Source organism: Ornithinibacillus proteolyticus, from assembly GCF_039581225.1.
Taxonomy (GTDB): Bacteria; Bacillota; Bacilli; order Bacillales; family Amphibacillaceae; genus Ornithinibacillus; species Ornithinibacillus massiliensis.
In genome coordinates this window covers 34,411-56,858 of sequence record NZ_JBCPXV010000015.1, presented here as the reverse complement: position 1 = coordinate 56,858, position 22,448 = coordinate 34,411, and the positions used below count along the sequence as shown (strand labels likewise).

General features: G+C 38.8%; 18 protein-coding genes. 1 reads left to right on the top strand and 17 read right to left on the bottom strand.

The window, feature by feature from the left end; genetic code table 11:
• Positions 1–9: 9 nt before the first annotated feature.
• The 5 genes from AAIB49_RS09215 to AAIB49_RS09195 all read right to left on the bottom strand — a co-directional run bounded on the left by AAIB49_RS09215 (position 10) and on the right by AAIB49_RS09195 (position 6,646).
• Entirely contained in the window at positions 10–927 is a 918-nt protein-coding gene (locus tag AAIB49_RS09215; protein WP_339213781.1) for a carbohydrate ABC transporter permease, read from the bottom strand.
• A gap of 759 nt (positions 928–1,686) precedes the next feature.
• A complete protein-coding gene (locus AAIB49_RS09210; RefSeq protein ID WP_339213779.1) occupies positions 1,687–3,045 on the bottom strand; it encodes an extracellular solute-binding protein in 1,359 nt (452 codons plus the stop codon).
• A gap of 68 nt (positions 3,046–3,113) precedes the next feature.
• On the bottom strand, positions 3,114–4,304 hold the full coding sequence (locus AAIB49_RS09205; protein ID WP_343457891.1) for an anhydro-N-acetylmuramic acid kinase: 1,191 nt from the start codon (positions 4,302–4,304) through the stop codon (positions 3,114–3,116).
• A gap of 5 nt (positions 4,305–4,309) precedes the next feature.
• The gene (nagZ, locus tag AAIB49_RS09200; RefSeq protein ID WP_343457890.1) at positions 4,310–5,908 is read right to left on the bottom strand and encodes a beta-N-acetylhexosaminidase; all 1,599 of its coding nucleotides are present in this window, start codon (positions 5,906–5,908) and stop codon (positions 4,310–4,312) included.
• 6 nt (positions 5,909–5,914) lie between these two features.
• Positions 5,915–6,646 carry a PIG-L deacetylase family protein gene (locus AAIB49_RS09195; RefSeq protein WP_343457889.1) on the bottom strand — a complete coding sequence of 244 codons (732 nt, stop codon included), beginning with the start codon at positions 6,644–6,646 and terminating at the stop codon, positions 5,915–5,917.
• Between the two features lie 321 nt (positions 6,647–6,967).
• Here AAIB49_RS09195 and AAIB49_RS09190 point away from each other — a divergent pair, with 321 nt between their 5' ends.
• The gene (locus AAIB49_RS09190) at positions 6,968–8,536 is read left to right on the top strand and encodes a SpoIID/LytB domain-containing protein (protein WP_339213772.1); all 1,569 of its coding nucleotides are present in this window, start codon (positions 6,968–6,970) and stop codon (positions 8,534–8,536) included.
• Between the two features lie 400 nt (positions 8,537–8,936).
• Here the strand turns inward: AAIB49_RS09190 and AAIB49_RS09185 are convergent, their stop codons facing one another.
• From AAIB49_RS09185 to AAIB49_RS09130, 12 genes are all read right to left on the bottom strand, one after another.
• The gene (locus AAIB49_RS09185) at positions 8,937–9,815 is read right to left on the bottom strand and encodes a MurR/RpiR family transcriptional regulator (protein WP_339213770.1); all 879 of its coding nucleotides are present in this window, start codon (positions 9,813–9,815) and stop codon (positions 8,937–8,939) included.
• 23 nt (positions 9,816–9,838) lie between these two features.
• On the bottom strand, positions 9,839–10,804 hold the full coding sequence (locus AAIB49_RS09180) for an N-acetylglucosamine kinase (RefSeq protein WP_343457888.1): 966 nt from the start codon (positions 10,802–10,804) through the stop codon (positions 9,839–9,841).
• An 11-nt stretch (positions 10,805–10,815) separates the two neighbouring features.
• On the bottom strand, positions 10,816–11,691 hold the full coding sequence (gene murQ / locus AAIB49_RS09175) for an N-acetylmuramic acid 6-phosphate etherase (RefSeq protein WP_343457887.1): 876 nt from the start codon (positions 11,689–11,691) through the stop codon (positions 10,816–10,818).
• 12 nt (positions 11,692–11,703) lie between these two features.
• Positions 11,704–12,870, bottom strand: coding sequence for an exo-beta-N-acetylmuramidase NamZ family protein (locus tag AAIB49_RS09170; RefSeq protein WP_343457886.1), 1,167 nt, complete (start codon positions 12,868–12,870; stop codon positions 11,704–11,706).
• Positions 12,871–12,884: 14 nt separating this feature from the next.
• Positions 12,885–13,730, bottom strand: coding sequence for a carbohydrate ABC transporter permease (locus tag AAIB49_RS09165; RefSeq protein ID WP_186870362.1), 846 nt, complete (start codon positions 13,728–13,730; stop codon positions 12,885–12,887).
• Positions 13,731–13,742: 12 nt separating this feature from the next.
• On the bottom strand, positions 13,743–14,609 hold the full coding sequence (locus tag AAIB49_RS09160; protein WP_186870363.1) for a carbohydrate ABC transporter permease: 867 nt from the start codon (positions 14,607–14,609) through the stop codon (positions 13,743–13,745).
• A gap of 244 nt (positions 14,610–14,853) precedes the next feature.
• The gene (locus tag AAIB49_RS09155) at positions 14,854–16,149 is read right to left on the bottom strand and encodes an ABC transporter substrate-binding protein (RefSeq protein WP_343457885.1); all 1,296 of its coding nucleotides are present in this window, start codon (positions 16,147–16,149) and stop codon (positions 14,854–14,856) included.
• A 280-nt stretch (positions 16,150–16,429) separates the two neighbouring features.
• The gene (locus AAIB49_RS09150; protein ID WP_343457884.1) at positions 16,430–16,609 is read right to left on the bottom strand and encodes a hypothetical protein; all 180 of its coding nucleotides are present in this window, start codon (positions 16,607–16,609) and stop codon (positions 16,430–16,432) included.
• Between the two features lie 676 nt (positions 16,610–17,285).
• The gene (locus tag AAIB49_RS09145; RefSeq protein WP_339213761.1) at positions 17,286–18,305 is read right to left on the bottom strand and encodes a LacI family DNA-binding transcriptional regulator; all 1,020 of its coding nucleotides are present in this window, start codon (positions 18,303–18,305) and stop codon (positions 17,286–17,288) included.
• Positions 18,306–18,334: 29 nt separating this feature from the next.
• Positions 18,335–20,668 carry a glycoside hydrolase family 31 protein gene (locus AAIB49_RS09140; protein ID WP_339213759.1) on the bottom strand — a complete coding sequence of 778 codons (2,334 nt, stop codon included), beginning with the start codon at positions 20,666–20,668 and terminating at the stop codon, positions 18,335–18,337.
• Positions 20,669–20,733: 65 nt separating this feature from the next.
• Positions 20,734–21,555 carry a DUF1189 family protein gene (locus tag AAIB49_RS09135; RefSeq protein WP_343457883.1) on the bottom strand — a complete coding sequence of 274 codons (822 nt, stop codon included), beginning with the start codon at positions 21,553–21,555 and terminating at the stop codon, positions 20,734–20,736.
• 41 nt (positions 21,556–21,596) lie between these two features.
• The gene (locus AAIB49_RS09130) at positions 21,597–22,448 is read right to left on the bottom strand and encodes a sugar ABC transporter permease (protein WP_339213755.1); all 852 of its coding nucleotides are present in this window, start codon (positions 22,446–22,448) and stop codon (positions 21,597–21,599) included.

The following is a 22,448-nucleotide window of genomic DNA, read 5'->3' as shown; positions in this document are numbered from 1 at the left end:
TTTCCCCTCCTAACTTTTCCGATTTAAGACTTTGTATTGCAGTACAGAGATGATAAAAATAATAAAGAATAGTACGACTGATTGTGCCGCAGCCAATCCAAATTCAAAGTCTCTAAAACCAGTTTTATAGATTAAGTGCACTAATGTTTCTGTGGCATACCCTGGTCCGCCACCGGTCATGAGGATAATCTGGGTAAACACCTGGAAAGATCCAATCGTACTTAAAAGGGTTAAGTATACGGTCGACGGTGTTAGCATTGGAATGGTAATCTTGATCCATTTCTGAAATGCATTGGCACCATCTATTGTCGCAGCTTCGTATAACGAGTCTGAAATGGAGCTCATCGAAGCCATATATAGAATAATTCCAACTCCAAAAGGAATTAACATTTGCATAATTATGATTGCCCATAATGCGGAATTGGTTTGTCCTAACCAGTTAATCGGTTCCATACCAAACCATCCTATTACATGATTAAATAGTCCAAATTCATAGTTATACATCCACCGCCATACCATTGCGATAATTACCATCGACGTAACAGTTGGTAAATAAAATGCTGCACGAAAGAAATTCTGTGCAAATTTGCCTAACGAATGTATTAAAGTTGCAGCAATTAAAGCTGTTATGACGTTGAAAGGCACGGTGACGACGGTATAAATAGTTGTATTAAGTAATGCCTGCTTAAATGCATCACTTTCAAATACTTTTTTATAATTATCTAACCAGACCAAATTATTAGCATCCATTATGCGATATTCTTGAAATGATAAAACAAATGCCCAAACTACGGGTATGGCAATAAACAATGTAAATAGAATCAATTTCGGGAGTAAAAAGAGATAGGCTGCATAGTTTTTACGCATCAATTTACCTGTTCTTTTTATACTCTTACCAGCATTTTTAAAACGTCCTGATAATTCCAAAATTCTCCCTCCCTGCTGTCTCCTGGAATATGTAGCAAAATTGCCTCAAGCATTCTTTTAGGTTCCTGCTATTACAAGCTGAATGTTGATGATTACCTTTTTTCACTATTCTTAGTAAAGTAACGATGATTCGTTAATTAACATAAAAAGCGCACAGTTTCTTTATCTATTACCTTTTTCTGTATCATTCTCTTAAAAAGGGCTCTGATACGTTCTCTCTGTTACCTTTTCCTGCTTCTTTCTCTCAAAAAGGGCTTTGACACGCTCCCACTGTTACCTTTTCCTGCTTCTTTCTGTTAAAAAGGTTACAGACTCGCTCTTTCTGTTACCTTTTCTTGCTTCTTTCCCTTAAAAAGGGCTCTGACACGCTCTCTCTGTTACCTTTTCCTGCTTCTTTCTCTTTAAAAGGGCTCTGACACGCTCTCTCTGTTACCTTTTCCTGCTTCTTTCTCTTTAAAAGGGCTTCGACACGCTCTCTCTGTTACCTTTTCCTGCTTCTTTCTCTTTAAAAGGGCTTCGACACGCTCTCTCTGTTACCTTTTCTTGCTCCATTCTCTTAAAAAGGGCTTCGATACGCTCTCTCTGTTACCTTTTCCTGCTTCTTTCCCTCAAAAAGGGCTTCGACACGCTCTCTCTGTTACCTTTCCCTTTCGCACCCCCTCAAAAAGAGCTCACTCCATCAAATTAACTTTCCAATCTACTGAATAAAATCCGGTAGACTTCGAAAGCTTAAATCTCCAAAGTCTACCAGATTATCAATTATTCACCTAACAATGCTTCAACTTCTGGTTTGGCTGTTGCCATCGCTTCTTCAGCTGTTTTCTCTCCGTTAAATACGAGCTGTAATTCACGTTGGATGATTTCATCGATTTTCTTCCATTCTGGATGACGTGGAGGCATCACCACTTGGGAAGACATTTCTTGTGCGCGAGCCATTTGCTCATTGTCTTCAAATGGATTCATTTCTGCTGCACTAATACGAGCAGGGAAAATACCATATGATTTAGACATTAAATATTGCTCATCTGTAGTAGAGATAAACTTCATGAACTCTCCTACGACTTTTTTCTTCTCTTCACTCTCTTGCTTAAACATAGTCCAGCCGCCAACACCACCGATTGTGATCGGTTCACCTGTCGTACCAGTTGGGTAGTTCGCTACCATAAAGTCAGTTGGGTATGTTGTTTGAGCAGATGTAATAGCCCAAGTCGCCCAAGGTTGCATTGCTACGGTACGTTGTTCTTCACTTGCCCAAGCTTGGAAGGTGCCACCTACATCAGACCCCCCCATGGATACAGGTGCTGCTTCATTTACTAGCTTTAAATCAGCAAGCTGTTGAATTGCTTCAATTGCTTCAGGTGAGTCAAATGCGAATTCCGATAAGTCATCACTTAGAGGCTGACCACCATTAATGTAGAAGAATGGCCAAGCTTCATAATAACCAGGAAGGATATAAGTAGAGAAACCATAAACATCAATAGTTCCATCTCCATCACGGTCAAAGGTTAATTTTTCGGCTGCATCCACGAACTCTTCCCAAGTCCATTCACCGTTTTCAGGTGCTTCAACACCCGCTTCTTCAAATAATTCTAAGTTAAGCAGCATAGAGTGAACCGTTAATGAATTCGGTATGCCATACATTTTCCCATCGAATGTATACGCCTCTAATGCATTTTCATAGAAATCACTTTTCTCTTCTTCTGTAAATAAATCATCTAACGATTCAATGACACCTTGTTCAATGTGATCAATACTTACAGCACTACCACTAATATCAACTGGTGCAATATCCGGCCAAGATTGGCCCGCAATATTAACGCCTAGCTTATCAGGCATTTCAGCCCAAGGTACTTGAATAAGCTCAATTTTCACTCCTGGATTTGCATCTTCAAATTCTTTAATTTTTCCTTCTAACCAGAAGTATTGATTACCCTTACCTTCTTCACCTGATGTATCCCCTTCTTCTGCCCAACGAGGACCATCCCAAATTGTGATTGTTCCAGTCCAGTTACCATCTTCATCTGTATCTCCGTCTGAGTTGTTACCACATGCACTTAGCACTAGTACAAACGCTAATGCTAGTAACATTAATGAAAATAACTTCATTCTACCTTTCATGGTTTACTTCCCCCTAACATAATTTTTTAAATAAGTAGCTAAAAATGATTATGATTGCTTGAAGTAATTCACCCCCTTAATCTGCCCCAGGCTACTTTCCCCATGACGACTTCGCGCTTGGCTCCAGTAGCTGGGGGGAAATTATTGGTTCTTTGTTTCAAACACTGATAACCTAATAAAGCAAAAATCATCGCTTCCTTGGCATCAGCAGGCATACCAATCTCATCCATCTTCCTCAGTTGAACATGATCAGGTAACCCATTTCGTATTTCTTTCATTAAAATAGGATTGTAGCTACCACCACCACTTATAAATACTTCACGAATTCCATCGGGTTCAATATGTCGTTTAATATCTTTTGTTAGTGTTACCGCCGTTAGCTTCGTAATTGTTGCGATTCGATCAGCTAGATTTATCGATAGTTTATCTGCATCATTCCAAAGTTTGATCGCGTACTCTTCCCCAAATAGCTCTCTACCGGTTGACTTCGGTGGAGGGATTTTATAGTAGGGCTCTTGTAATAAGATATCCAACCATGTTTGATTAACGATTCCGTTAGCAGCGAGCTCTCCATTTTTATCATAAAACCATTCACCATTCGTCATTCTTCTAGCAAAATAGTCGATTATCATATTTCCAGGTCCAGTGTCATATGCTTTCACCTGAGACGGCGCACTATTTTTAGGTAGTATTGTAAGGTTAGCTATTCCACCGATATTCACTAGTACTCTACCAATTTCCTGACTACGAAATAATAGATAATCAGCATATGGTACCAATGGAGCACCTTGCCCACCTACCGCCATATCTCTTGTACGAAAATCACCTACAGTAGTAATTCCGGTTAGTTCAGCAATCGTGCTAATATCACCAATTTGTAAGGTTGAAGCAACTAGCTCCCCTGCAGCATCCATAGGCTCTGGCTGATGGAATATCGTTTGACCATGGGAACTGATAAAGCTAATATCCGCTAATCGTAAGCCGGAATCATCTATAGCCTTTATAGCCGCTTCTGCATACAACTTTCCTAATAACATATTCATGCTAGAAATCAGTTGAATACTAGCAGTAATTGGATCACAAAGGTCGAGAATTTCTTGCTTTACCTCATCGGAGTACGGTATCGTATCAAAGTGTTCCAATTCTAGATGTACCGAATCGTTTTCTTCTGATAGTTTAACGACAGCAACATCAATTCCATCTAGGGAAGTTCCTGACATGATACCAACGCCATATGTAAAACTATTGTCTAAAAGCATCGCTTTCACCCTCTCTGCGGCAGGGTAACCGGTAATTTCCCTTTTACTTTAACCTTGCCAAATACCGCTTCTACCGCTGTTTGTAGGGCAGGATTGGTAAATTCATAGGTTGCTATATAGGCTGGTACATCTGGCAAATAAGCAATATCATAAGGACTTCTTGTAGCAATAACGATTACATTCTCATTTTCCTTAACCAATGCTTCCACCAGCTTCACTTGCTGATCATGCGCTTTTACAGAGAGCGTACCGACGATCACTGCTTGAAAGTCTTTAGCTATCTCCTTTACGCGGGTGATTTCCTTATCGGTCGGTGGATTAGAAAGCTCGATTACTTCCGTGTTTTCATGAAGTTTCGCTACGGCTTCTCCTAGACTAAACGTCGAATATCGCTTATCCTCAACCTGCATAGCGTAGCTGTTCGTTGCATATACTACTAAAACTCGATCCGCACTTTCTAAATGTAGGGGAATCTGATTATCATTTTTTACCATGGTAATCCCTTGCTTATACATTTCATATGCTTCAACCTCATGTAGTTTAGCCCCCACATCCTTTGAGACAATCGGTTTAGTATCCAATGAAATATCATCCCAAGACAAGTAGGTATCCTTTAAAGCCATCACGCGGCTATATGCCTGTTCGATGATTTCCTCTGCGATATCCCCTGTTCTAACTGCTTCCTCTATAAGACTTAATGCTTCATATTGCCTAGATTGCAAATGTGAAATCATGATTAAATCAACTCCAGCCTTTAGGGCTTCAACTGCTCCTTCTGCTGTTCCAATTCCTTCTGATATGGCATTCATTTCCATACAGTCTGTTGTCACCACACCGTTAAATCCTAATTCTTCACGCAGCAATCCAGTAATTACCTTTCTAGAAAGAGTTGCTGGTACATTTTCTTGATTTTCAATAGCTGGGAAATACACATGTGCGGACATAATCGTATCTGCCCCTTGCTCGATCACATCTACAAATGGTTTTAGCTCGATTTCCTTAAGTCGTTCTAAAGGGTGGGAGATAGTGGGCAAATCAAGATGAGAATCCACATTCGTATCTCCATGTCCTGGGAAATGCTTTAATGTCGTAATAACACCAGCATCCTGCAATCCTTTAACCGCTTGTTTTCCAAACGCTGAAACAAGTTCCGCCTTTTCACCAAATGATCGAACACCGATAACTGGATTATCTGGATTATTGTTCACATCGACTACAGGAGCTAGATTCCAATTGATGCCTAATGCTTTTAATTCCCGCCCAGTAAGAAGGCCCGTAATATAGGCATTTTCACTTCGGCCAGTTGCCCCAAGCAGCATAGCACCAGGAAGTATTGTTGCTCCTTCACCAAGTCTACGCACAACTCCATTTTCTTGATCAATACAAATTAGGAGTGGCTTTTTATGTCCTGCTTTTTTAGCTTCGCGCTGCAGTTCTGTCGTAAGGGCTAAAACTTCCTCTGTTGTTCCAATATTCCTTCCAAAAAGAATAATTCCACCAATATGTCGTTCACGAATAAGCTTTTTTATTTCAGGTGTTGCGGTTTTTCCTTTAAATCCCAACACCATGAGTTGACCAATTTTTTCTTGTAGTGTTTCTGCCATTATGTATCACTCCACATTCCGTTTTAATTCAAATCCTGGGATTGCATTTCCTTTTCGAATGTTCGCACCAACTGGATACTTCAATGTTTGGGCATAGGTTGTTCTAGCTAAACAACCACGCATCGTACCTAGAGCTTTATAGTAATCGTAATAGCGAAAATCACTAGAATTCATGATGAACCAATACTGGGATAATGCCTCTAAATACGTATCAAATTCATCGGAAACATCCACATAAACATCCGGTATATACCCTTCCATGTCTTCCCAATTCTCACTATGAAACATTCTAGTTAACGAATGTGGTAGTAAACCATCTATATCAAATCCAGCTAGCGCAGCTTTCAGCCATGCAGCTTGAACAATTCGTGGGCAACGTGCATGGTCTGGATGCATACTATTTTCCCAATGGGTTATCACGATAGTTGGCTTTAACTCCCGAAATAGTCTCGCAACCCTAGTTATTGTTTCATCCTCCTCATTTAGTTCTGCATCCTTATAATCAAGGGTAATACTTTTCCCGCCAAGTATTGCTGCCGCCTTTTCCGCCTCCTTGATTTTCTGCTCTCGATAGTCCTCTACAGCAATATGAGGTGGATTCCCCTTCTCCCCAGCGGTTAAATGTAAAAATGTTACGTCATGCCCTGCCTTTGCATATTTATAAGCAATTGCACCTGCTTGAATTTCCGCATCACCACAATGTGCTCCAACTACCATTAGATGAATTTTCTCACTCATCTTTCACACCTCATTTCAGGAATATAGTACCACATTTTGGTATCGCTTACATTTCGAAATAAATAAATAATTTAAAATAGAATTAATGTTATATCCCTTTAAAAACTACTTTCATTATACATGAAAATAATCATTTTAAAATAGTAATTCATGATTTTTTTATTAAAAATGTTATCATATTTCATTTCTATTATGCCGACGGACCTATTAGAACACTAAAAAAGGTTCTTTTTGCCTACAAAAGTGAAAGAGGATTCTTGGTCTATTTGTTGAATAGTTATATTGTAAGCGTTTTATTTCATTAAAATGGAGGTGGAATGGTTGAAGAAACTAGCTATGGTATTATTGATTAGTTTATTAGCTTTTTCTGGAATTTTTTCAGGTGGGATTACTAGTTTTGCAGAAAGCAACACCCAGATGATTCGGATTGGGGTTGTGCCGACAGCTGAATCGGTTAGCATCGGAAGCAATCAAGGCTTCACCATTACGGATAAAGAAACAGGTGAAGTGATGTATACCGGTGAAAATGATGAGGTTCGTGTGGAATTAGCTTCATCTGGAACAATCGAAACGAATTATCGTTTGCAAACTTCTTGGACAACGAGTGTTCCATACATACAGGATTGGTTAAACAGAGCCGAAGCTGCGGGATATGATACGTTTGTCGAGGACTATAATGGTGGATGGCGTTTATTAATCGGAAAGTTCCCGCAGGATGCTAGCTGGGGAGATCGAGAAGCATTCCGACAGCAAATGATTACGGAAGGATTTGCCGGAATTGATTCCTATTGGCGCTTGATTACCGAATCGTCTGGAGAAACACAAATTCGCATTGTTGCAAATGACGTCGAGACTCTTGTTTCTAACGCGGTACAAATTAGTTCCGAAAATGGTATTGTGAAGATCAACGGTAGTCAATATCGTGGAATTGGTGAGGTCGGATTCAACAGTGCAGGTACGTTAGCGGGAATTAATGAATTACCTTTAGAAGAATATTTATATGGAGTAGTACCACGAGAGCTCCCACCAAATCCATATGGGGAATTAGAAGCGCAAAAGGCTCAGGCAGTAGCTGCTAGAACTTATGCGATTAGAGGGCTTGGAAAGCGTAGTGCAGACGGGTATGATTTATTACCAACTACTTCTGACCAAGTATACGGTGGATATGATGTAGAGCACCCAATTTCTACTCAAGCAGTTCAAGAAACAGCGGGGATTGTGGCAACCTATAATGGAGAATTAATTGATGCCGTCTATCATTCTACTAGTGGTGGACATACAGCGAATAATGAAGATGTGTGGAACTCTGACCCAATTCCTTACCTTCGTGGCGTACCAGATTCCCAGCGTGGTAAAGCATTAGACAATGTCCCTAATTTGAATGTCTTCAAAAACAGTGCTAACCCGAAATCCCTTAGGGCACAGCGAAATGGAGATTTCGAATCCGATTGGTCCAGATACCATCGCTGGTATTTTGAATGGACAAGTGAGGAGATCAGCCAAGTATTAAGTGACTATTTCAGTACAGATGTTGGGCAGGTCTATGAAATTAATGTGTTAGACCGAGCTAATTCCGGTAGAGTACTAGAAATTGAATTTGTAACTGAAAATGGAACCTTCTATGAATATAAAGATCGTATTCGTTGGGCTCTGCAGTATTTTAATGATGCTGGAGCAAAGAGTGTTTTATTGAGTACGCTATTCTACATCGAACCAGTAAAGGAAAAAAGAACAAAAGAGGTCATTGGGTTTGAAGTATATGGCGGAGGCTGGGGCCATGGTGTTGGTCTATCACAAACCGGCGCAATGGGTATGGCTACTAAAGGATTTACGTACGACGAAATCTTGAAGCATTACTATCAAGGTATTGAATTGGAAGAAATCTATTAAAAAAGCTTATAAAAATTACTATAAGGTGGAGGCTGGGACAAAACTAAAAGAATCAAGTGTAAAACCGAGTAATATACTATACTAGCTCCGGAAATATACGTAGACTCCTGCGGGAGGAAAGGGCAAGGTTGAGACCCCTAAAGAAGTAGCACGAGGAGGCTAAGGCAGCCGCCCGGCGGTAAAGTAGACACTGCGAGGTTTTTTCGAGCAGATGTCGCACTTATGCTGTGATAAAGTACAAGGTAGACACTGCGATGGTCTTTTCGAGCAAATGTCGCCCCTGTACTGGAAGTGAAAGCGAAGTATATTTCCGGAGCGGGGTCGTAGCTCATCATTCGGTTTTTACTTTAAGGTAAATCTTTTGTCCCATCCTCTTTTCATTATGAAAGAATAACCTCAGTTAATCTCTTCGCTTCCCATTTAACTGCCGCTTAACATAATTTGCTGCTTCTCTTGTGGAATCCAAATATCCAACCGCCTTTTCATATTCCTCTGAGGCCACACACATAAATAAAATATCAATTAAATGAAGTTGGGCAATTCTTGATGATGTCGCACCACTTCGATTAACGGCCTCTTTAGCAGTTGATGTAAATAAATTAATATCCGCATGACTCGTTAACATGGAGTTGCCATACTTCGTAATACTTATCGTCCTCACATTCCTTGATTTAGCAAGGTCTAACAGCTTCGCAACCTCCACCGTATTACCAGAAAAAGAAATCCCAACTACCACATCATGTGAGCCCTTATTCGCGATAGCCGTAGATGCCATATGAATATCGGAAAATGCATGAACTTGTTTATTAATTCGGATAAATTTTTGCTCTGCATCTTTTGCGGTGATAAAGGACGCCCCAAACCCGATAAACGTAATCGAATTAGCATGGATGATTGTATGGACTGCTTCTTTTAGTTGGTCAAAATGTATCATATTGACCGTATCTTTAATCGTCTGCATAGTGTTAGAGGTAACTTTTTCAATAATCTTCTCATAATCTTCCTTCGGTTCAATATCACGAAATTCGCTCTGGCTATCTTCCTGAAGATCACCGGCAACGCGTAGCTTTAATTCCTGAAACCCATTAAATCCAAGTGACTTACAAAGTCTAATTACCGCAGCACCACTCGTTTCACTTTTCTTCCCTAGTGCTTGGGCTGTTAATAAAACCGCTTCTCTAGGATGGTTTAAAATGTATTCTGCAATCTTTCGTTCTGAATTTGGTAGACTCTTTACCATTTCTTTGATAATCGTTAATCCACCTTTTAAATTGGCCATCCTTTACACCTGCCTTTTCGACATTAAATCGTACGGAGATTATCGATGATGCTAGTAGAAATTGCTTGCTTATTTTCTAGTAATGCACCAATAATTGAGCCTGCGACTGGTAGAAGTTCTGGTAATATAAAAGAGACTGGTTTAGAATAGCCTTTAAACTCCAATTCTAATAAAGGTGGTAAAATCAATCGATTAGAAAATAATCCACCACATAAAATGACCTCTAATTCATTATTAGTAGTAAAAAGCTTCTGATCTAGTGTTTTAATACTATGGCTAATATCCTTTGCTACATTCTGCATCATCGTTGCCACCACAGCATCACCGGCCTCGTAGGCTTGGAAAACTAGCTTGGATACTTGTGCTATAGTCATTCTAGGTGCTCGGGAATGGTAGATTTGATCAATAAGCTCTCGACCAGAAGTAACTTGAAAATAGGAGAAGAGTATATCCTTTAGCATCGTACTTGGTCCCCGACCATCTTCATGTTGTAATACTGCCATAATCCCTTTTCTTCCAAAATCATAACCACTGCCTTCATCACCTAGTAAATATCCCCAACCACCAACACGGCCTTGTTGGTTATTCTCATTTACTCCAAATGTGATGGAACCAGTCCCTGATATTTGCACGATTCCAGGCTTCCCATAAGTACCAGCGTATAATGCATTGACCGAATCAGGTTCTACTTTAACTTTTACATCTGATGGAAGAGTGGATTGAATTACTTCCGTTACTAGCGATGCGGATTGCTGACTACCAGCTCCTGATATCCCTGCAAATATAGTCGATACGTTACGTACGACATCTGGTACACTTTGCTGGAGATCATGAAAAATTGTTTGAAACGTATCGATTAGTTCACTCTTCGAAACGGCATTAGGATTCGTAGAACCATACTGTGTATGGGATACTACTCTCCCCTCCATATCGGTTAAGACGACTTGTGTTTTTGTTCCTCCACCATCAATCCCAATTACATACTCCATCTCTCATCACCCTAATATACAGCGTTTATGGCATCCAAATATTCCATTGAATCTCTTAGATTTTCCTCGTAATCTTTTAGAATCTGTAATGCTTCGGTAGCAGATATATGGTATTTGCATACTAAGACAGCTGCTTTCAATTTATTCCCACAAGCCACAAGAGCTTCTCTAGCAACCTCTTCCTCTACACTTGTAATGTCACATATAATACTAATCGTCCGCTTTCGCAATTTATCATTGGATGCTTGTACATCAACCATATAATTTCCATAAACCTTGCCTAAGCGAATCATCGTAATCGTGGAAATCATATTCAAAGCTAATTTCTGGGCTGTACCAGACTTTAATCTAGTTGAACCCCGGAGAATTTCTTCGCCTACCAGTAATTCGATTGGGCTATCAACAAGGGATGCTATTTCAGAATTGGGTTTACAGACTATCCCTACTGTATGTATCCCCATTTCTTTCGCTTTCTGGATTCCACCGATAACATATGGTGTTTTACCACTTGCTGCTATCCCAATTAGGACATCCTTTTCCGTAGCGTGCATTTCTATTTCTAAAGCTCCCTGAACCTTATCATCTTCAGCATTTTCTACTGCATATCGAATTGCCTGCTCCCCGCCTGCAATCATCCCGATAAAGACGTCTGCTTTTACACCAAATGTAGGAGGGCATTCGGATGCATCTAGTACACCGAGTCTACCACTGGTACCTGCTCCCATATAGATTACCTTTCCACCATGCTTAATTGCCTCGACACAAGCATCAATCACCGGTTTTATTTGAGGGAGTGCTTTTTCCACCGCTAATGGCACTTGTTTATCTTGCTCATTCATTGCAGTTAATAATTGATCGACCGACATTGTATCTAATTCTAGTGCCATATTACCACTTCCTTATGCCATATCGTTTGTTGGATATAATAAATAATTCTCTCTCATTGCCATAAATTGTTGTACTGCGGTTGGTAGTTGTTCACGAAAATCCTTCGTATCCCCTTGTATAATCTGTTTTCTTAACTGATCTGTTCCAGCTAATAAATCGATGAAATAACGGTTCTGTTCCCCTGCTTGAATAAACATCATTTGCTCTGGATAAAGACGATAAATGGTTTCTAATATGGAAATTCCAATATCAAAAGCGGAAAGTGTATCTCTATTAGAAATATGAACCTGGATTCCTTCACATACTTCACCGGCAAACTTTTGATACATTGGTTTAAAAACTGCCGGTCTAAACTGTACACCTGGTAATGATAGAGATTTCAATGCTTCAGCAAGCTTCCTTCCATCAATAAAGGGCGCGCCAATCACTTCAAACGGTTTCGTCGTTCCCCTACCTTCCGATATGTTCGTTCCTTCTATTAAACAAGTACCAGGATAGAGCATACACATATCAATTGTTGTTGTATTCGGGGTTGGGGAGACCCAGTATAAATCTGTCTGATCAAAGTACTGTTCTCTATTCCATCCCTCCATCGGAATGACTTCTAAGTCACATGCTATATTAAATTCATGTTTAAATAACCTTGCTAACTCGCCAATAGTCATTCCATGGCGCACCGGAATCGGAAACTTACCAACAAAGGAGCGAAACGCGTCTTGAACTAGATTTCCTTCTACGTCTATACCATTAATTGGGTTCGGGCGATCAAGAACGACAACCTTTTTCCCTTCTTGACCACAAATTTGCATCGTGTTTGCCATAGAATAAATAAAGGTATAATATCTCGTCCCGATATCCTGTAAATCGCAAAAGACAACATCCACGTCTTTTAACATCTCGACATTAGGCTTCTTATCCTTATTATAAAGACTATGAATTGGAACACCTGTATATGGATCAACACTCGAATCAATTAGCTTTCCTTCTTGAACCTCACCACGTAAACCGTGCTCCGGTCCGAACAACGCAGTTAAGTTTAAATGTTGATGTGAATAGAACAAGTCAATTGTTGATTCTAGTTGGTGATTTACACCAGTTAAATTCGTTAATAGACCAATTCTTTCCGTACTATAATCTTTCGTATATTTTTCTAAAAAAACTTCTAAGCCAAGCTTCATTTGCTTCCCCCCTCTTATCCTTTAACTGCACCTTTCATTGCCCCACTAATAAAGAATCGTTGTAACAGAAGGAAAATCGTAATAATTGGAATCATCGAGATGATTGCACCAGCGGCAATTAATCGCCAATCAGATGTAAATGTGCCAGATAACATATTTAAACCAAGTGGTAATGTAAACATATTCTGATCATTCACTATGATTAATGGCCATAGGAAGTCACCCCAAGCCGAAACAAATGTAAAAATGGTCAATGTGACAATCGAAGGTTTAACCAGTGGTATTAATATCCGGTACCAGATTTGGAAGCTATTTGCACCATCCATTCTTGCTGATTCATCCAATGAATTCGGAACAGTCATAAATGCTTGTCTCATTAGGAACACACCAAAAGCAGTTGTCACATGTGGTAAAACCATTCCTAAATACGTATTTTGAAGTCCAAGCTTTAAGGAAATAACATATACCGGAATCATTAATAGCTGGAAAGGAATCATCATCGTTGCAATAATAAGAATGAATATGATATTTTTTCCTTTAAAATTCATTCTTGCTAATGGATATGCTGCTAGGGAACAGAATAATACGTTCAATATAACCGTTAATACTGCTACAATGACACTATTCAATAAGTATCTCCAAAAAGGGAAAACATCTAACACCTTACCGAAGTTTGCTAAAGTAGGTTCTTCCGGTAATAATTTCGGTGGATATTGGAAGATATTTTCACTACCTGATTTTAATGCAGTGGACAGTAACCATAGAAATGGACCAATCATAAAGAGCGTGATTAATACTAAAAGAATATATGAGGATATCTTTTTAACTGCTTTTCTAGATGAGTTTGATTGTTTCGCCATCATGATTCCCCCTTATTCCGAATTATCCTTACCCATAACTTTTAAGTTAATGAGTGAGAATACTAAGGTTAATAAGAATAAAATTACGCCTGCAGCACTAGCATAGCCCATGTTCAGACGCTCAAATGCTTGTGTGTAAATATAAAACACTAACGTTTCCGAACTATGTAGCGGTCCGCCACCTGTCATCACATAAATTTCTTCAAACACTTTCATCGCCGCAATGGAAGACATAATCGTAACGATAAGAACAAATGGCATCAGCATTGGAATAGTTACACGCGTCATCTTCTGCCACCAGTTTGCCCCATCAATATCAGCTGCTTCGTATAAACTCTCTGGAATAGATTGCAAGCCAGCTAAGTAAATAATCATATAGTAACCTAAACCTTTCCACACCGTCACCACCATGACTGCAAATAAAGCAGTCTGGGTTGAAGTTAACCAAGGAATAGGTTCAGTAATTATATTCAATAGTTCAAGTACATAATTAAGTAGTCCATTTTCTTTATACACCCAGTCCCAAGCAATACCTGCGACTACTAAAGATGTTACAACAGGGATATAGTAGGCACTACGGAAAAAAGCAATCCCTTTTAATTTTTGATTGACTAGTACAGCTAAAAATATCGGAATGACAACTAATGCAGGTACTACCCCTACTAAGTAAATCAAGGTATTCGTTAATGTTTTCCAAAATAATGCATCTTGGAAAAGATTTTGATAGTTATCAAACTTTACAAATGACGCTTCCGTTATCATATTATAATCAGTAAAACTCAACCAAATCGCCTGTAGCATTGGATAGAAAATAAATGCTCCTAATATAAGACAGCCAGGTAATAAAAATAAATATGGTGTAAGCTTATTCGTTCTCAAGGATTCCACCCCGTTCTCTTAAGCGGTTCTATATTTAAAACAGTTGGGTTCAGAACACAACTGTTTCGATTAAAAGAAAAACCGAATGAATAACATTGCCCCCGAACTGGAACTATCATGCCTCATTCGTTTCTTATGCACAGCTTTTTCGATGCGTCCTAACCTCGTAATTTGTTCTTATCCAGATCGGAAAATTTCTACTTACTAAACTAATAGAGAGGGGATAATCCCCTCCCTTGTTTAATTACTGTGCTAAAATCTCATTCCACTCTGCTTCTGCTTTATCCAGTGCTTCTTGTGGAGTCATCTCACCAAGCATCGCAGCTGAAATAGCATCATACATCGCTTGTCTTAATTCCGTATAATTGTTCATTGGAGGAACTAATAGTTCAGCACTTTCTAATTGTGATGCTGATACAATACGCACTAAATCCGTAGGCTCCGCATCATCATCAGCTTCTGTAAAGTAAGGATCAGCTAACGATTCTACATTTGATGGTAGAATTGGTGTTAATTTGGAGAATTCTAATTGGTTTTCACCATTCGTTAAGAATAATGCAAATTTAACTGCTGCCTCTTGACTTTTAGTTTGTTTTGGTACAACCACGTTTTGTACGGACATGGTTTTCTTGCCAGATTTACCTGTAATTGCTTCAGAAGGTAATGTATTTTCATAGATTTCAGGTGCATTTTCTTTAACCTGTACGATGAACTGAGATCCATCAAAGAATGCTACTTGTCCAGCTTGGTACATATCGATTGTAGCACGTTGATCGCCAGTTAATGCTTCACGCGGGATTAGTCCTTCGTTATATAAATCAGTGAAATATTCAAAAGCATAAAGACCTTCTGGAGTATTGAAAGCTGCTTCTGTTCCATCTTCATTCGTTAATTCAGCACCCATCATAACCATATGCTGTAGAACTAAAGATAGGTCAAGAGATGGGAAATATCCATACTTTCCTGTTTCATCTTTAATGATTTTGGCATATTCTGCTGCTTCTTCATACGTAGTTGCTGGTTTTTCAGGATCAAGTCCTGCTTCTTCAAATATTTGTTTATTGTTTAATGTAACAGAAGTTGATAGATACCAAGGAATCGCAAATGTAACATCGCCAATTTGGTTTGCTTCCCAAGCACCTTTTACATATAATGCTTTATCATCTTCAGATACAGCTTCTTCCATATTAACAAGTGCATCAAGTTCTGCAAGCTGAGATGCAAATGTCGGATTCAAGTTGACAACATCAGGCGCTGTGTCTGTACTTACCGCTGAAAGAATTTTCTTATCTAGATCTGCAGCCGGTACATCTAGCCAATCGATTTTGATGTTTGGATTTTCTGCTTCGAAGTCCTCAATGATACCATTAATGTAGTCAGTGAATGTTGGTTGCAATTGCATCGTCCAAAATTCAAGTGTAATTTGCTCACCATCTGAATCCCCACTCTTTTCTGAGCCACTGTCATCATTTCCACATGCAGCTAAAACCACCATAGACATAGCCAGCAAAAAGGCTAAGAAACCTAATTTCTTCTTCATGCTTTTTCCCCCTTTGATCCATATCAAATTTGTATTAAATAGTGGATAATCTAGCAATCTACTATTTAATCTCGATAGAACGGTTTTCACCACAAAATTGAAAACCCTTTCAAACATAACCCATTATAGTAAATATTATTCCAATAGTCAAACTATGTTTTTGAAATAATATTTCATTCTTGGTAGATTAAGTTAGATTATATAAGAATCTTTCTATAATAATTGGCTATATTCATAGTCTATCTGTTTTATCAATCTTTCATTATATTGAAATGATTTTTTAGAAGCTTTTTCTTTGTATAGATGGTGCTATTTTTACATCCATCCAAAGGGGCACGGGGGCGGATTTCTCTGTTACATTTTCCCTTATTGATCCAAATAAGGTATCGATTATCTCTTTCCCACTCATTTTTGGTAAGGAGAAAAGCTCTCTGTTACTTTTTTTCTTTTTCTTTCTCATTTGGGAACTGATACCTCCCTCTGTTACCTTTTTCCGCTTTCCTTCCTCATTTAGGGCACTGATAACCTCCCTCTGTTACCTTTTTCCGCTTTCCTTTCCCATTTAGGGCACTGACAACTTCTCTCTGTTACCTTTTTCCGTTTTCCTTTCTCATTTAGGGCACTGATAAGCTCTCTCTGTTACCTTTTTCTGCTTTCCTTTCTCTTTTAGGGCACTGATAAGCTCTCTCTGTTACCTTTTTCTGCTTTCCTTCCTCTTTTAGGGCACTGATAAGCTCTCTCTGTTACCTTTTTCTGCTTTCCTTTCTCATTTAGGGCACTGATAAGATCCCTCTGTTACCTTTTTCTGCTTTCCTTCCTCTTTTAGGGCACTGATAAGCTCTCTCTGTTACCTTTTTCTGCTTTCCTTTCTCATTTAGGGCACTGACAAGCTCTCTCTGTTACCTTTTTTCGCTTTCCTTTCTAATTTAAGGCACTGACAAACTCTCTCTGTTACCTTTCTTCGCTTTCCTTTCTAATTTAGGGCACTGACACCTCCTCTCTGTTACCTTTTCTCCTTATTCTCCACCAAAAAGGGCACTGATTAAACTTCTCGATTACCTTTTTCCTCTTCTTCTCTCTCACAAGGAAATAGACCAGATTCTTTCCTACTAAAAAAGCTATCCTAAGGAATTCCCTTAAGATAGCTGACTAACCGAGTCCCGATAAACAATTTCATATGGAATAATGATTCGTTTGGCAGGCTCATTTTTATTTAATGTTTTTTCAATAAGTGCCTTAGCGGATTGCGCACCTAGTGTATAGATTTGAATGTCAACTGTTGTTAGTGCCGGTCTTGTAATTTCGGAAAGATAGACATTGTTAAAGCTTACTAATGAGATATCCTGTGGGACTCGTAAACCGTAGTTCTCTAGCATACTTAAAATCCCTAAACTTATTAAATCGTCACTAACTACTAAGCCGGACGGTGGTGTTGATAAAGACATTAGATGCTCTACAGCTTCTCGTCCACCAGATTTTAGAAATTCCGTATGAATTTTGTAGCCTTCACACTCCTGAATTCCTGCCTTTTCTAATGCAGCAACATAGCCACTTTCACGGTCACGTGTAACTAGTAAATCTCTAGAACCACCGATAAAACCAATTCTCTCATGCCCCATATCGATTAAATGCTGCGTGATTTCTTTTCCAGCTCTAACATTATCGTTATCGACGTGGGTGATTTCGGTATCATGTTCTTGGGGCTTACCAACCATAACAAATGGAAACCCTTGCTCCCTTAAAAAATTGGTAACCTTATCATTAATACGGGAATAAAGAAGTATTACACCATCCACATAGCTACCGTACACCATCCTCTGAACTTCACTAAAAATCTCTTTTTCTGTCTCCCCCGTTGATAGATACATGGAATACTCCGCTTCATGAATAACCGAGCCAATTCCTCTTAAAATTTCTGGAAAAAAAGGGTTTTGTAAAGCCACATTTGCAGAAGATGGCATAATAACCCCTATTGCTTTAGTCGATTTTGCAACTAAATTCCGAGCATTTACATTGGGGTGATAGCCTAACTCCTTCATTGCTTTACGGACTTTCTTCTTTGTATCTTCACTTATTCTTGGGTTATTGGCAATAACACGAGAAACTGTAGAGGGGGAAACCCCACTAACTTTTGCTACATCTTTAATTGTTACCATTCTTCCCACCTCTACCTCTGAACGTAATTTTATAGTTTAATTATACTACTAGGTTTCCCATTAACGAATATCGTGCGATCTAAACCGATTAGTTCAACCTTTATTTCATTATATGCAGGCTGGTAATTTCCTTCTTTTGAGACCATCTGGATATCTACTTTATCGGCAGAAGATTGAATATCAAATGTCATTTTAACAAATTCTAAGGCTTCATAAGCAAATGTTTCTCCATCATCATCATAGAATGTGAAAGAATACTTCTCTTCCAGATCAGATGGAGCTACTTTCATCGTAAGCGTCTTTGTTTGTTTATCGTGATTGGAGCTCCATTCACCTTGCATCAGGGCTGTACCTTTACGAACAAAGATTGGTAAATCCTCTAATTCTGCATGGATAAGGTGTACCCTTTCCCCTTCATAGGATTCTCTAGTAGTATATTCTATCCATTCACCTTTAGGAAGATAGACCACTCGATCTGTTACAGAAGGATTTAAAATTGGTGCCATAATAACGTTATCTCCTATCATGAATTGGTCATTCAAGTTATAGGTTTTCTCATCCTCAGGATACTCCATTAATAATGGTCGCATCACTGGTAACCCTTGTTTACTAGCTTGATAGAATAATGAGTAAAGCTGTGGCATCCATTGATAACGCATTTGAATATATTTTTTCATAATGGTTTCATATTTCTCACCGAATTGCCATGGTTCTTGATAACGGAAACCAATTGCTGAATGGTTACGGAAAAATGGCGTAAATGCCCCGACCTGTGTCCAACGAGTTAATAATTCAGCATTTGTATCATGGGCAAAACCACCAACATCAGGACCAGTAAATGGAACACCAGATAAGCCTAAATTCATCACCATTGGTAAAGACATTTGTAAATGCTCCCAAAAGCTTCGATTGTCACCTGTCCACACAGAGCCATAACGCTGTACACCAGCATAACCAGCACGAGTTAATAGGAATGGACGTTTACCATTTAGCTGCTCTTTCATTCCTTCATAGGTTGCTTTCCCCATTAATAGCCCATACACATTGTGTAGTTCTCGGTGGGTAGTCGGATTCCCATCATTACGGTGCATAACGGTTAAATCCATTGTTTTCGTTTCATTAAACACTGCCGGCTCGTTCATATCATTCCAGATTCCCTCTATCCCGATGGAGGTATAGAAGGCATGCTTATCCCCCCACCATTTACGAACCCTTTCCTCAGTAAAATCAGGGAAAGCACTTACTCCTGGCCAAACATCACCATAGTAAATATCGCCCTCGATATACTTACAGAAATTGTCCTCTAAGACACCCTCTTGATAAATCTGATATTCAGAATCCTTTTTTACACCTGGATCAACAATCGGCACAACACGAATACCCATTTCTTTTAAATCGGCAATTAGCTGTTTAGGATTAGGGAATCTTTCTTTATCAAAGGTAAATACCCGGTAGCCATTCATATAATGAATATCTAAATGAATAACATCTATTGGTATATTTTTTTCAATAAATGTTTTCGCAAGTTCTCTAACTTCCTTCTCTGTTTCATAGCTATAACGAGACTGGTGATAGCCGAGTGACCATTTTGGTGGTAGTGGCATTCTACCTGTTAAAAAGGTATATTGCTCAAGCACTGTTTTCGGATGCGGTCCAGCCATCACATAATAGTCTAGCTGCCCACCCTCTGCCGAGAAGGAATAGTATTCCTCCGATGATTGCATATCAAAGTATGTTTTAAACGTATTATCAAAGAAAATCCCATGTGCCTTCCCATCTCGAAGTGTCATAAAATAAGGAATGGACTCGTAAAGTGCATTTGTTTCTGGATTATGCGGTGCATACACATCGGTATTCCACATTTCTAATTTTTCGCCACGTTTATCTAAATGCCCTGACTTTTCACCAAAGCCATAGAAATGATCGTGATCATACATTTCTTTAAAGGCAATTACTTCACCGTTTTCTCGGAAAGCCATACCGTGTTTGTCCTCGGATATGATTACCCTACCGGTCGTATCTTCTATCGTTAAACGAAATGGTGACTTCGTTATACGAAGTACCAGTTTATCTGTACGAAGTAATAGGGTGTCTTCTGTATTCACCTCTTTAATCGCTACATTTTGAGGTTGTCCAACTACCGCCTTGGAATTAGTCAATAACGGTTTTCCCTCTGGGTTCATGATTATGCGAACGATTGAATCCGTATAAAACTGTATATGAACAAATCCGTTACGACAAGAAAATAAATAACCATCAGAGCTAGTTGAATAAGAATCTACGTTTCCAATGTCACGGTAGACGACCGCCCCATCCTTTTTTTCTTTTCCTGGGTGTATGGCAAAGCTTGTATCTTGAAGCATGGATGTACCTCCTGAAAATATAATGTTAAGTAATCATTCATAGCCGGTTATCTGTTGTTCTCCAGTTATGCTACGACCTCATCACTGAAGCGAGTTTTCATAAATACGAAAAGTAGCATCATAATAAAACCGAATGTTTGTATCATAATCATCGTAATAATATTAAATTGAATTAAACCAAGGATCAAAGCCACTACTGTCGGCATTCCTAACGTATTCACAATTAAATTCACCGATTCTTTATACGTTCGAATAGTAGATATTTGTCCTTTCTTCGTAAGATAAACAAAGATAGAAGATCCTAGGCTTATAACGACAATACTTACAAGCAACAAATTAAATAAAGATAATAATAGACTTCCAACAATAAAACCTCTATTTTGAATAAACCATTGCCTTGACAGTTCGTCCTTTAACATCTGAACCGTCGTTATCTCTTCAATGGCAAAATCATTCGTATACATTACCGCTGTTACTGGATTTTCCTGGTCCTTTATAATAAATTCTTCCTCTTGGAAAATCAGTGCATTTTCTGCTTTTAAAGCATGCTCTTCATCAGAAGTGGATATATTTCCCCCAACTATTCCATGTTCATTTTCTACTAAAAAACTAGTTGGCAAAGTCAGTTGCCCTTGTGCATATGCTGCATCCTGCAACTCACCAATCACAGCTTCATTTAGTAATGAAAAGGCATTTGGATAGGTCTCTTCTACAGGATAGGAATCCATTTTCGCTATATTAATGGATAACGGAATCATCATTAATCCATTCAAAAATAATAAGACAATGATGATTTGGAACCAATTCAGTTGTTTTCTACCAGTAAACACGCGCTTCGGCGAAATAATGCTTTTAAAATAATTGATTGGAAATATATCTTTTTTCATTGTTCACTTCATTCCTTCAGAGATTCTGTTTTCACCTAGGACTATCCTTTGGTACCACCTGATGTTAAACCAGCAACGAAATGTTTTTGCAGCATGAAGAATAATATTGTGATAGGTATAGCGATTAAAATTGCACCCGCTGCAAATAGTGCTACCTTTTGATTTTGTGGGTTGTTAATAAATGTCTGTAAACCAATCGCAACCGTATAGTTTTCTGGCGTTCGTAGTAAGAACTTCGCTAGCATGTACTCACCAAACGGTGTCATAAAGGCCCATAATGATTGCACAGCAATCATCGGTTTAACCAATGGTAGTACAATTTGGGCGAAAATACGGAAGTGGCCCGCACCATCCAATTTTGCTGATTCGTCTAAATCATATGGAACTGTATCAAAATATCCCTTCATCAACCAAGTGTTCATCGGGATACCACCACCAATATATAGGAACATTAAGAACCAGCTTTGATCTAAAGCTCCCATCAATAACGCCATAACATAGAAAGCAGTTAACGCTGCAGTCGTCGGTACCATTTGTATAATTAAGAAAAAGAGCAAACTCTTTTTCCGTCCAACGAAACGATATCTACTATAGACGTAACCTGCTAGTGTAATAAAGGTAACTTGAACTATCATGGTCACGAAGGCAATGATTAATGTATTTACATACCAACTACCATATAACGTTTCTGTAAATAGTCTTTGGAAATTGACTAGCGTCCATTCCGCATTAAAGTTTAAATTAAACGCGGTTACGTTACCAGCTTTAAAAGCAGAACTTGCTGTAATAAGTAGCGGATAAATGATGATCACCGCTAATAGGATTAAATAAATATAAGTAAAGATTTTGTTGATGATCCGGGAGGTTTTTTGCGATTTCATTATTCTGCTCAT